Origin of the sequence: Cetobacterium sp., assembly GCF_051653945.1 — a bacterium.
Lineage (GTDB): Bacteria > Fusobacteriota > Fusobacteriia > Fusobacteriales > Fusobacteriaceae > Cetobacterium_A.
Genome location: NZ_JBOFXD010000068.1, coordinates 1 through 12,276, shown reverse-complemented (window position 1 = coordinate 12,276; position 12,276 = coordinate 1). Strand labels below are relative to the sequence as shown.

At 29.9% G+C, this 12,276-nt stretch carries 11 protein-coding genes and 1 pseudogene; 7 read left to right on the top strand and 5 right to left on the bottom strand.

The annotated features are described in order from the left end of the window. Positions 1–1,090: helix-turn-helix domain-containing protein (locus tag ACRC8M_RS07520; RefSeq protein WP_438528571.1), on the top strand; the 1,090-nt coding region annotated here is incomplete at its 5' end. A gap of 24 nt (positions 1,091–1,114) precedes the next feature. On the opposite strand, the gene ACRC8M_RS07515 is transcribed toward ACRC8M_RS07520, so the two are convergent. Continuing rightward, positions 1,115–1,921 (bottom strand): hypothetical protein, encoded by an 807-nt coding sequence (locus tag ACRC8M_RS07515; protein WP_438528570.1) that lies wholly within the window; start codon positions 1,919–1,921, stop codon positions 1,115–1,117. Positions 1,922–2,083: 162 nt separating this feature from the next. On the opposite strand from ACRC8M_RS07515, the gene ACRC8M_RS07510 reads away from it, so the two are divergent. Beyond that, the gene (locus tag ACRC8M_RS07510) at positions 2,084–3,229 is read left to right on the top strand and encodes a cyclically-permuted mutarotase family protein (protein WP_438528569.1); all 1,146 of its coding nucleotides are present in this window, start codon (positions 2,084–2,086) and stop codon (positions 3,227–3,229) included. 264 nt (positions 3,230–3,493) lie between these two features. Then, on the top strand, positions 3,494–4,189 hold the full coding sequence (locus ACRC8M_RS07505; protein WP_438528568.1) for a hypothetical protein: 696 nt from the start codon (positions 3,494–3,496) through the stop codon (positions 4,187–4,189). Between the two features lie 44 nt (positions 4,190–4,233). Here ACRC8M_RS07505 and ACRC8M_RS07500 read toward each other — a convergent pair whose 3' ends face one another. From ACRC8M_RS07500 to ACRC8M_RS07490, 3 genes are read right to left on the bottom strand one after another with little or no spacing between them, the layout of a single operon-like run. Further along, positions 4,234–4,935 carry an ABC transporter ATP-binding protein gene (locus ACRC8M_RS07500; protein WP_438528567.1) on the bottom strand — a complete coding sequence of 234 codons (702 nt, stop codon included), beginning with the start codon at positions 4,933–4,935 and terminating at the stop codon, positions 4,234–4,236. After that, entirely contained in the window at positions 4,928–6,124 is a 1,197-nt protein-coding gene (locus ACRC8M_RS07495; protein ID WP_438528566.1) for an ABC transporter permease, read from the bottom strand. The genes ACRC8M_RS07500 and ACRC8M_RS07495 overlap by 8 nt, the downstream gene beginning before the upstream one ends. Positions 6,125–6,154: 30 nt before the next feature. Next, positions 6,155–7,342, bottom strand: a complete 1,188-nt coding sequence (locus ACRC8M_RS07490; RefSeq protein WP_438528565.1) for an efflux RND transporter periplasmic adaptor subunit — start codon at positions 7,340–7,342, stop codon at positions 6,155–6,157. Between the two features lie 203 nt (positions 7,343–7,545). Here ACRC8M_RS07490 and ACRC8M_RS07485 point away from each other — a divergent pair, with 203 nt between their 5' ends. The 4 genes from ACRC8M_RS07485 to ACRC8M_RS07470 are packed head-to-tail and all read left to right on the top strand — an operon-like array spanning position 7,546 to position 11,878. Then, entirely contained in the window at positions 7,546–8,676 is a 1,131-nt protein-coding gene (locus tag ACRC8M_RS07485; RefSeq protein ID WP_438528564.1) for an HlyD family secretion protein, read from the top strand. Further along, positions 8,673–9,494 carry an ABC transporter ATP-binding protein gene (locus ACRC8M_RS07480; RefSeq protein WP_438528563.1) on the top strand — a complete coding sequence of 274 codons (822 nt, stop codon included), beginning with the start codon at positions 8,673–8,675 and terminating at the stop codon, positions 9,492–9,494. The genes ACRC8M_RS07485 and ACRC8M_RS07480 overlap by 4 nt, the downstream gene beginning before the upstream one ends. Continuing rightward, a complete protein-coding gene (locus ACRC8M_RS07475; protein ID WP_438528562.1) occupies positions 9,491–10,615 on the top strand; it encodes an ABC transporter permease in 1,125 nt (374 codons plus the stop codon). Before ACRC8M_RS07480 ends, ACRC8M_RS07475 begins: the two co-directional genes overlap by 4 nt. Positions 10,616–10,630: 15 nt before the next feature. Continuing rightward, the gene (locus ACRC8M_RS07470) at positions 10,631–11,878 is read left to right on the top strand and encodes a TolC family protein (protein ID WP_438528561.1); all 1,248 of its coding nucleotides are present in this window, start codon (positions 10,631–10,633) and stop codon (positions 11,876–11,878) included. 174 nt (positions 11,879–12,052) lie between these two features. Here the strand turns inward: ACRC8M_RS07470 and ACRC8M_RS07465 are convergent. Then, a pseudogene (locus tag ACRC8M_RS07465) lies at positions 12,053–12,276 on the bottom strand (mechanosensitive ion channel family protein); the annotation flags it as partial.

Sequence of the window (12,276 nt, the reverse complement as noted above, 5' to 3'; positions counted from 1 at the left end):
AACAAGGCGAACTTTAACAAATGATTTAAATGAATTAAAGGAGATTTTAGAAAAGTTTCATTTAGAGATTAAAAATCTAACGAGATATGGAATTATTTTAGAGGGGAAAGAAAGCGATAAAAGGGAGTTTTTCAATCTATATCTAATAAAAATATCCATAGAACAGAAATATTTACCAAAAATATTTGATAAAGTTTTTCAAAAATTTGAGCAATTAAAAAAAGAGTACAACATATATAAAATTATAAAAGAGATGTTTACTTTTATGAGTATTGTAGATAATAGTTTTGCTTTTTTAAACTTAGAATTAAAATCATATATTGCTATATTGAGAAAAGGGTATCAAGACTTTAGTACAGATATTGAGATTGAAGAAACTGATGACTGTAAGGAGTTTATAGAATTTTTAAAAAAAACAAAACTTTATACGAACTTTGAGATTAATTTAATAGTAAAAACTTATAAAGAGAAATATCAGGGAGATGTAAAAAATTTATATCCTAAAAATGCTATAGAAGCAGAAAAGTTAATTAAATATATCAGTGAAAATATGAGAATTAATATAGAGATTACAAAAGAACTTTTAGCAAGAGTTATGGTAATAATAATAGTTAGAGATTATAAAATGGAGTTTAATATAAATGAGTTTTATATATTTAATAACGCTATTGGAAAAGCTTATTTTATTCCATATAAAAAAATATCAGAGCTTTTAAAAAAATATTTTGAAGAGATAGATAGTTTTGATTTAGCCAATTTAACTATGACTTTTTTAAGTAATATATATTTGGAGACTCAAAATAAAATTAGACAAGCTAAGGATGTTGCAGTAGTTTACAATTTCCTACATAGAGATATGATAATAGACCTATGTGAAGATATTGGTTTTAAAAGAGATGGAAAAAGATATGAACTAATTTTGATTTTTGATTTTGAAGAATATTTAATAAAAAATAATCCTAAGGTGATTATAACTTTTGAAGAGATAGATTTTTCCAAATATAATATAGAGGATAGACTAGTTGAATTTAATTTTCCCATAACAAAATATGATAAATTAAAGTTAAAACCATTTTTAGAAGATACATAAGGCTGACCTATACGGTTAGCCTTATCATATTTTTTGTATATACTGAAATCCATTTGATTCAGAATATTTTAAATTAAGATTTTCCATAAGATTTTCAATGAAAGTATCTCCTAAAATATATTTTAAAACAGAGTAGTAAGATATTATAAAAGGCTTATACTCTTCAAGTTTAAAACCAATAGGATTTTCCCTTCTAAAGTACGGAGAAGTTGATTTTTCAATATCCATACATGGAAAATCAGAATCATTCATAGCTAGATAGTTGTTCTTTTTAGTTGGAACAAAAATATAAAGAGTACCCTCCTCTTGAATAATTTCTAAGGGATATATGGAACACCATAGTGGTTTTGTATCAATAATCTCCTCTAAAGAGAAGTTTTGATCGATACATATTTTGTGAATAGCACAAAGATGCCTATCAATATGGACACATGAACAAGTACATCTATCAAAAGTTGTATTGACATGCTCCTCTGGAATCAGCATTTTATCTTTTTTTATTGAAGAAAGTATTTCGCTTTCCATCAATCCTTCAGCTTTTAATATAGAAACAGCTTTAGTTAAGTTATCATACTCCTGTAAGTTTTCTGCTATAACCTTTCTAGATTTCTTATTGAACTCATATGGAAACTGTACACAACAGTTTGTTAAACAGTTAAAACAATCAAAATTTGTTAAATGAAGAAAACTTTCAACATCAACAATAGCTTTATACTCTTTGTTTTTTAAAAAAACAATAGTTTCAATAGTTTTTATACTTTGAAAGTATTTGTTTATTCTAATTTTATTCTTTTCAGAAATTATAAAATCTTTATGTAAAAAATAATTCATTAAACTCTCCTAGAATCTTGTTAATTTTTTAATACTATTCTAAATTATAGTACAAAAATAAAAAAAAACCAAGATAAATATAAAAACTTTTGGAAAAAAATTTGACAAAATAAAAATGATAAAGTATATAAAGGAATTGAAACTAATAACAAGGAGGGGTTTATGAAAAAAATCATATTAGGTTTATCATTGGCAACTTTAATATTAACGGGATGTTCTGGAACTACTACAAAAACTAGTGGAAAGACAGATGTAGCTTGGAGATATATTAAAGATTTACCAGTTCCAAAAGGTTATGAGGTACAAAAAGGGGTAGCTGGACCATTGGCTGGAAACATAGGGGACTATGTAGTTGTAGCTGGTGGAGCAAACTTCCCACACAAATCAGTTCTTGAAGGTGGACCAAAAATAGTTTATTCAGACCTGTATTTAATGAAAAAAGTAAAAAATGGTTTAGAATTAGTTAAGCACACTCAACTACCAAAAGAGCTTGGGTATGGAACATCAATATCTACAGATAAGGGAATCTACTATGTTGGAGGAACATATCAAACAGGTGTATCAAATGAGATACTATTTATAACTCTAAATGAGAATAAGACAGATGTTGTAGTTAAAACAATAGGAACTTTACCATTTAATTACCACAGTGGAGTTGCAGTATTACGTGGAGATGATATATATATTGTAAGTGGAAAACAGGATGGAAAAGACAGTAAGAATTTTTATAAGTATAATTTAACAACTGGAAAAACAACAGCTTTAAAAATGTTCCCGGGAACAGAAAGAAGTCAACCAGTTGGACAAATTTTAAATAATGGTTCAGAGGATCTTTTATATGTATTTGGTGGAGGAACAGGTGTAGCATTTACAGATGGTTACGCATATAGTTTTGCTAAAGATACATGGGTAAAAGTAAAAGATGTAGAGTTAAAAAATAAGGGGATATCTCTTTTAGGTGCTAACTCTATAAAGTTAAATAGTAGTGAGATGTTAGTAATAGGTGGATTTAATAAGGAAGTTTGGGATGATGCAAGTCTTAAACTGGGATCATTAAAAGGTAAGGAGTTAGAAAAATATAGACATAACTACTTCACTATGGATCCACAAGATTTCAAATGGAATAAAGAGATGTTAGTGTATGATGCAACTAATAACACTTGGAAATCAATAGGTCAAGTGCCATTTATGGCTCCATGTGGAGAGGGACTTGTAAAAATTGGAGAGACAATCTATTCAATAAATGGAGAGATAAAACCAGGTGTTAGAAGTGAAAGAATCTATCAGGGAACTATAATTAAAGATTAGTAAAAAATAATCAAATAACGAACATAAGTTGAGCAGTTAAAAGTTAGACAAAATAAGGGGGTTGATATATAATTCAATTACTGAACTTTTAATGCTCATCAATTTTCTCTCAAATTGATGAAAAAATTTTCTAATTTAAAGATAAGCAGGTACATTCCCAGTACCTGCTTATTTACTTTTTAATATTTATTAATAAAAAAAACAGGAAAAAAGAACGACAGTTAGTAGTAACTATTAAGAATTTAAATGGGAGGGGGAGATGTTATGATTGGTTCACTATTTAAAAGTAAGAAGATTGTTGAAGCTGAAAATGATCAAAAAATTTTAGAGAAAGAGATCAAAAGGTTATCTTTAGAAATTGTAAAAAAAGATGGATTTTTAAAATGTAAAAATAATCTCTTTATCTCCAAGGAGAATGCGGGTAAAAAAGTCTATGATTGGGAAAAGATGGGAGATGAACTAAAGAGGTATCGTGAAGAGAATATAGCTCTAAGAAAAGATTTAGAAGAGATAAATAAAATATTGTCTATAAACTGTATAGAAAATCATTACCTTATTAAAATAGAGAAGTTTTTATCTGAAGTTAGATTTTCAGAGGCTGTAAAGAGTTTAAAGTTAAATGGAGTTCTTTACGTTCAGTGTTTAAATGACTATGTGATAGAAACCTTAGTTGAAGATGAAAAGTTAAGAAATGAGATTTTAAAAAGATATGAAAAATTTTTAAATGGTATTATGAGTTGGGAGTTAAAAACTAATCTCTTAAAAGGTGAGAAAATTTCAAAAGTTTATTCAAAATACAGAAAACTTGTAAATATATTAAATGAAAAAACAATCTGTTATATGGATGAGTTAAATCACGAGGTTCTTGAAAGGCTAGTAGAATCTGGGTACTCTCAAGAGGAGATAAAAACTTTGAAAGATATATATGATGATTATAGAAAAAAGTATCTTGTAAAATAATAGAGAATAAAAAAATGGTAAAAGAAAATTTTACCATTTTTTATTTATGTTTTATTCATCTTATTATCATCTTTAATGATTTTACCATCCATAATCTCTATAACCCGATCACACATATCTGAAATACGTGAATCATGAGTTACAATAATAAAAGTTGTCTTAAATTTAAGATTTATCTCTCGAAGGAGTTTATATATCTGCTTACTACTTTCAGAGTCTAAATTTCCTGTGGGTTCATCTGCTAAAATAATATCAGAGTTATTCATAAGAGCACGGGCAATAGCTACTCTTTGCTGCTGTCCCCCAGAGAGATTACTGGAGTTTCTATTTATAAAATCTTTCAGACCAACATATTCAAGGAGTTCAAGAGCTCTCTCTTTCTCCTTTTCAGTATCAGAACCATACTTAATCCAAGTAGGTATTAAAACATTTTCTAAAACAGTAAACTCAGGAAGTAGAAAGTGAAACTGAAATATAAAGCCAATAGATCTATTTCTAAAGTTTGCCATATCATCACCAGTGAAGTGTGAGATATTATCCCCTCTAAAAAGTATATCTCCAGATGTGGGTTTATCAAGAGAACCTATGATATTTAGTAGTGTACTTTTTCCACTACCACTTTGACCAATTATTGCAACAAACTCCCCTTCATAAAATGTTAAATTTATATTATTGAGAACTTTAGTAACTATTTTTTCGCCGTAAGATTTATTTATATTTATAAGTTGTAAAACCTCTTTACTCACCTTTAATCACCTCTATAGGACTAAGTTTCATACATTTTCGTGCGGGGATAATACCTGAGATTATGCCAGAGAGTGTTGAAATAAATATTATTAGTGCAAGTTTTTCAGGTTGAATGATAATATTGAAGTTAGGCTCTGCTAAATTTACATAGAACTCAATTACACCTAAACCAAAAAACAAACCTAGAATGGAACCTAAAAAACCGATTAAAGCTCCTTGAATAATAAAGAGATAACCAGTTGAACGATCTAAGGCTCCCATAGCTTTAAGAATACCAATCTCTTTCATCTTTTGTAAAACGGTGACTAAAAGGACACTAGCTATACTCATAGATGTAGCGAGAGTAACAACAACTTGAATTATAAAGCTCGTATCACTTTGAGCCTTTAAGGCTTTTAAGATATTGTCAGCATCTCTAGTCCAGGGGACAACTTCAAGATTGGGATACTGTTTTTGAATGACTTCTGCTAGATTAGGAGCATCAAAAACATCCTCTATTTGAATATTTATATTTGTAACATTTCCTTTTTTATTAAAAATTCTTTGAGCTTTATTAAAGTCCATAATAACAAGAGAGGTATTTGAGCCCACATTTTCCAAATCAAAGATTCCTGAGATTCGAACAGTTTCTAGCTTTCCATTGGGAAGAGTTAATGACATAACATCTCCAGCCTGAAGCTCATAATTTTTAGCTAAACGAGTTCCAATTAAAATGTTGTCAGAATTAACTAGAGGTAAACCAGATGTAACTCTTCCTATTATATTGTAAAGTCTATCTCCAGAGTTTAAATCCATTCCCTTTACCATAAGTGAAGTAGTTTTCCCATCTCTAGTGTAAAGAGTATTTCCCTCAACAGTTGGAACAATAACTTTAATTTTTTCAAAAGTACCAAGATAGTCGATAATCCCTTGAAACTCTTCAATTTTATTTTTTGTTGTTGGAAAATTTCCATAAACAATGGGATTATCCTCTACAAGAAGAAGTTTATCTCTCATATTTCCATCATCAATGTAGATGTGTGAGGAATCGCCAAGAATTCTTTGTATAAGACTAGCTTGTAAAGAGGTTATGAGGGAAGCTATAAAAATCTGTATAGCAACTCCCAGGGCAATAGCCGAGATTATAAAAAGAGATTGCCCTTTGTTGTGAGTCATAAAATTGATACTAACTCTAAATTCATATCTCACTTTCTATCACTCCTTAAGGTTATATTTTATTTAGGACTCAAAAATTGGAGTCACTCGAATATTTTCAGTTATATTTTTAGGGGATAAAACAATATCCTCATTTTCTAATCCACTTATTACAATAAAACCATCAATTACAGGAACTCCTTGAACTTCAACTAGTTTAGATTTTCCATTTTTTAATATATACACATAGGTTTTATTTTTTTTCTGTATAGTATACACCCCTTGTAAGAGAACTGCATTTTTAAAGCTTTCCCCTTGAATTATTGTATTGACAGTACTATTAAAAAGAAATTCAGGTAGAGTTTTATCAATATCCCCTCTAACCTCAAGAGTACCATTTGTTTCATCTACATTGATACCTATATAATAGATGTTTCCAGAGGAAAATTTAGTTGTATCAGCATATGGATATATTTTAATGGGGGAACCAAGAGTAACCTTATTTATATATTTTTCATCTAAGTTTATACTAACAATTTTTTCATCATTGGATGAAATTTGAAACATATTTGTATATGGAGCAACAGTTTGCCCAACTTCAACATTTCTAACAGTTATGAAACCATCATAAGGAGCGGATATATAATATTTTGAAAGATTTTTTTCTAGAGATATCAAATTACTTTCAGCTGAATTTGTATTTTCTAGTGCACTTTTATAAGAAGCACCTCCACTTTTAAAGGTGTTAAAACTGATTTGAGCATCTTTTAAGGCTTTTTCAAAGTTGATAAACTCCTGTTTTTTTGAATCAAACTCTAACCGACTTATATATTTTTTCTTAAAAAGTTTGTCATGATCTAAAAATTCAAGCCTACTAATATCATAGTTAATTTGAGCTGACTTCAGTTGAGCCTTTGCATTTTCTAGAGATACGCTACTGATTATTTCTAAGTCATATTTAGATTTTTCATAAAGTGCCTTAGCCTTAGCTATATCAGCTTCAATCTCCTGAGTATTAAGTTTGGCTATAACACCTCCTTTAGACACAGGTTCCCCTTCACGAATAAATATGTTTTCAATAACTCCATTGATACCAGAGGTAAGAATAGAGAAATTTTTAGCCTGTATAGTTCCAGTGACAAGGATTTTCTCAGTATAATCTTGCTTTTTTACTTTTACAGCATCTATCTTAGTAGTTCTAAAGTAGAAGTATAGAAACACTAATATTAAAATAGTTGAAATTGAGAGATACATAATCCATTTTTTTTTCACTTTAATCCTCCAATCTGTAGTTATTACTTAGTAAATACGATAGATGTCCACTTTTTCATTTTTTCCTCAGATAAATATTAAAATTAAATAACTATTTTGTTATAAAAACAGGAAAAAAGAACAAGAGGGAGTAAATGAAAGTAAGAGAGAAGATAAGTAAATAGGGTATAAAGTATAGAATAAAAAAACATGGGGTGAGAGCAGTGGAGAAAGAAAAAATGATGGAAAAATTAAAAAAAGTTGATGTGAAGTATGTTGGGATAGGTGTTATTATAGCTCTTTTATTATATTTTGTAGTTGATTATATAGTTGCCAAGAGAGAGGATAAGATATATTACGGTGTTTTAGAGATGGATAAGATAAACGTTTCTTCTGAAATCTCTGGAAAGATAGAGGTGCTGTATGTTGATGATGGGCATGTAGTGAAAAAGGGACAAGAGCTTGTGGCAATAGATGATAAAGAGAACAGATTAAAGGTAGAAAATAGTGAGATAAACTTAAAATCTTCAGAAAATCAATTACAAAAAACTTTAGATGGGACGAGAGAGGAACAGATAGCTGCCCAAAGAGAGATTGTCAAACAGCTAGAGGCTCAGGTGGAGCAAGGAAGAAAAAATCTAGTTACTTTAACAAGTAGTTTTAAATTTGCAATTTCAAATTTAGAGAATAAGAAGAAGATATATAGGGATACAAAGGATCTTTTTAATAAAAAATTTGAGAGTCAGTATAACTTAGATGTAGCTAGATTAAACTATGAGAATGCTCAAAACCAATTTACTACAGCTCAAAATAGCTTAGAAAATGGAAAAGAGGCTCTATTGGGGTATGAAGCACAGAAAAAGGCAGCAGATGAAAACTTAAGATATATGATAAATGGGTTTTCAAAAAGAGATGTCGAATTAGATAAACTTAAAATTCAATCCTCTGAAAAGGGGTTGCAGTTAGCTAGGGTATATGCAGATAAAAATAGACTTATATCACCAATTGATGGATTGGTTGAAAGTGTGAATTTAAAAATTGGAGAGGTTGTTAATCCAGGAATAGCAGTTGTGACAATGTTAGATATGAACAATCTTTGGACAAAGATATATGTTCCTGAAAAAATTCTACCTTTAATAAAATTAAATCAAAAAGTTACTGTTAAAAGTGATTTTATAGATAAAAATTATGAGGGAGAGATAGTTTATATAGCTTCTGATTCAGAGTTTACACCAATGAATATAGTTACTAAAAAAGATAGGATGAAACTAGTCTATGAGATAAAAGTAAAAGTTTTAAACAGTGATGGAAGATTAAAAAGTGGAATGCTTGTGGGGGTGGATTTGGGGCTATGAACAATGAAGATATAAATAAAGGGGAATACTCAATAGAGATTAAGGGGTTAACTAAAAAGTTTGATAAGTATATAGCTGTTGATAATCTTTCTTTTTCAATACCCAAAGGGGTTATATTTGGTTTTTTAGGTCCAAATGGTAGTGGAAAATCAACGACTATTAGAATGATATGTGGTGTTTTAACTCCAACTTCTGGAGAGGGAAAGGTCTTGGGGTATGATTTAAAAAGTAATCCAGAAAAGATAAAATCTAAAATTGGTTATATGTCTCAAAAGTTTAGTCTTTATGAGGATTTAACAATAGAGGAGAATCTAACTTTTTATGGAGAGATATACTCTATTGCAAAGGAGAGATTAAAGGATAGAATTGAAGAGATTATAGTTATGCTAAATCTAAATGAAAAAAGAAAAGTTTTATCTAAAAATCTTTCTGGTGGTTGGAAACAAAGGTTGGCACTGGGGTGTGCAATAATTCATAAACCAGAGCTACTGATACTAGATGAACCAACAGCTGGAGTTGATCCTGTAGCAAGAAGAGAGTTTTGGACAACTATAAAAGATTTGATAAAAGATGGAGATATAACAGTTTTAGCAACAACTCACTATATGGATGAGGCTTCTGTCTGTGATATAATTGGTTTTATTTTTGAGGGAAAACTAGTTACAATAGATACACCTAAGAATTTGTACGAAAAACATAACACAGATAATCTTGAGGATGTATTTATAATGTATGTAAAAGAGCTTTCACATAAAGAGGTTATCTCATCCTTTAATCAATTGAAAAAGGATAGTGGGAAAAAGGAGGAGAAACTATGATTAATATAAACAGGACTCTAACTATTGCCAAAAAAGAGATAATACATATAAAAAGAGATAGGGCTAGTCTTGTAATTGCCCTAATACTTCCTATTTTTCTACTCCTACTGTTTGGATTTGCAGTTAGTTCAGATGTAGACAATCTAAAGCTGTCAGTTTATGATGGAAGTAAAAGTGTTGAAAGTAGAGAGCTTATTAGTAGTTTAAACAACTCAACATATCTAAAAGTTTACGAGTATGTAGACACTCCAGATGCAGTTATAAAAAGTTTAGACTATGGAAGAACCAAGATAGGAATTATTATTCCAGATTATTTTACAACTAGATTGCGAAGAGGAGAGGCTACAGATGTGCAGTTTTTAATAGACGGGTCAGATCCATATATTGCTAAAACTGCATCCTCATATTCAGCTCTTATTGTAAATCATCACTCTCAAGAGATACAAAAAGATGTGATAAAACCAAAGGATAGGGGGCAGGGGATAAAGCCTTATAATCTACTACTATATAATCCGACTTTAGAGAGCAGTAAGTTTAATATTCCAGGAATAATAGGATTGATTTTACAAAACATAACGATAATGCTCACAGCTTTTTCTATAGTTAGAGAAAAGGAGAAGGGAACAATGGAACAACTTATTATGACTCCAATAACACCTTTAGAGCTCGTAGTGGGGAAGATAATTCCATATGTTTTTATAGCTTTCTTTGAACTAGATATGACTTTAATTCTCGGAAAAATAATATTTGGTGTGGACATAAAGGGAAGCTTGGTGTTACTGATAACTTTAGGGACAATATTTTTAACTTCATCTTTAGCTATTGGGATATTTATATCAACAATATCTAATACTCAGCTTGAAGCTATGCACCTCTCACTAGCTTATCTTTTACCAAGTGTTATACTATCAGGATTTGTATTTCCAAGAGAAGCTATGCCTAAAATAATATATTTTGTAAGTTGCTTTATTCCGCTGACATATTTTAATGAGATATTGAGGGGAATAATTTTAAAAGGTGTTGGATTTAAAGAGCTTCTTCAACCAATAGCAGCCCTTATGGGTTTGATTATTGTAATAATTATAGTTTCAATAAAGAAGTTTAAAAAGACACTGGACTAATGGGAGGGGAGCATAATGAAGTTAAAAATATTGATGATGTTTACAATGTCACTCTCTCTTTTTGCTAAAGTTATAACAATAGATAAAGCGATTGATTTAGCTATAAAGCAGGGAGAGGAGGTAAATATATCCACAAAAAGTTTGAATATATCTCAAAAGGAGTTAAACTCTGCATTTAAAACAGCACTGCCAAATCTTTTTTATGTAGGTGGCTATCTAAAAACAGATGGTGCATTTTTAGAAAACACTCCTATACAAACAGCTAAAAGTGGATATGTCAATTTTATCGGGATATCTCAACCTATATTTCAAGGGGGAGCTATAACAGCGAAGATAAAAAAAGCAAAGATAGAGGAGAGAAGGGCAGCACTAGCTCTTTTAAAAAATATAAGAGATACAAGACTGGAAGTGATATCTATATATACAGGGATACTTTCAGCTAAAAATAGTTTAGAGGCTTATAATATCTCAAAAGAGCAGTTAGATGAGGCTTTAAAATATGAGAAAGAGAAGGAAAAAGTTGGAAAAACAACAAAGGCGGATCTTTTAAAGGCTGAATATCAACTTTTAGATATGGAGGCATCTATTTTAGAGGTTCATAATCAGATAGAGATTGGGCTTTTAACACTGAAACAAAAGTTGAACCTTTCAAACTCTGAAGGGATAGATGTGGAAAACTTCTATATAGATGGAAATGTATTAAAAAATATAGATTATGACAGTGATTTAAATCAAGCTTTAACATCTGGGATAGCAGCAAATTTTGCACAGTTAAATGTGAGTGAAGCTGATGTTGAAAAGATGATGGCAAAGTCAGAGATGTTACCACATGTAAAAGGTTTTGTGGGAAAGGAGTATGTCACTGAAGATCATAGAACTGAGAACTCTTGGGGGGGTGGAGTAATTGTAAATTGGAATATATTTCAATTTGGAAAGGATTACGATAGCTATGAAGCGGCTCATATAGGTGTAGAAAAATCAAAATCTCAAGAGAGGTTGGCTCAAAATGAGATTAGAGTAAATGTGAGATCAGCGTATTTAGATATGGTAAAGTTGACGAAATTGGAGAGAGTTTACTTTAAAGCCTTAGAGGAAGCAGAGGAAAACTACAATAGGGATAAGATAAAGTTTCAAAAAGGAATGATATCTATTTTAGATTTTCTTGTTTCTCAGGAGGTTTTAACAACATCAAGAGTGAAATATGAAAATATAAGGCTCACATTATATAACTCTTTAGAGAGATACAGGAGCTTGCTGATATAAAAAACTAACTTTAAAGCCTGTTTTTTTAACAGGCTTTTTTTAATATTTTATAAAATTTCAAAAGGGCAAACAGAAACATATAAATATAAAAGTATTAAAAAAAAAGAAAAGAAAAAAAAGAGATTTCTAAACCTAACGGTACAGAAATCTCCTAATTATTTTACCTATTTTTTATTACTTATCAGTTGTTTTGCAATAAACATCAAGTTTGTTGTATGGAATCTCAATTCCCTCTTGATCAAATCTCTTTTTAACAAGCTCTTGTAAATCGAAGAAAACAGTCCAGTAATCCTCTTTTTTAGCCCAAACTCTCATAGTGAAATCTAAAGAGCTAGAGTTGTGTTTACTAAGTCTAACGAAGATATCTTTCTCTTGAAGAATTAAAGGGTGCTTTTTAG

What these genes read in the sequence shown, in the direction of transcription:
- ACRC8M_RS07475 (WP_438528562.1), top strand. Translation starts at nt 9,491, where the DNA reads ATGATTAATATAAACAGGACTCTAACTATTGCCAAAAAAGAGATAATA.
- ACRC8M_RS07470 (WP_438528561.1), top strand. Translation starts at nt 10,631, where the DNA reads ATGAAGTTAAAAATATTGATGATGTTTACAATGTCACTCTCTCTTTTT.
- ACRC8M_RS07505 (WP_438528568.1), top strand. Translation starts at nt 3,494, where the DNA reads ATGATTGGTTCACTATTTAAAAGTAAGAAGATTGTTGAAGCTGAAAAT.
- ACRC8M_RS07515 (WP_438528570.1), bottom strand. Translation starts at nt 1,921, where the DNA reads ATGAATTATTTTTTACATAAAGATTTTATAATTTCTGAAAAGAATAAA.
- ACRC8M_RS07480 (WP_438528563.1), top strand. Translation starts at nt 8,673, where the DNA reads ATGAACAATGAAGATATAAATAAAGGGGAATACTCAATAGAGATTAAG.
- ACRC8M_RS07510 (WP_438528569.1), top strand. Translation starts at nt 2,084, where the DNA reads ATGAAAAAAATCATATTAGGTTTATCATTGGCAACTTTAATATTAACG.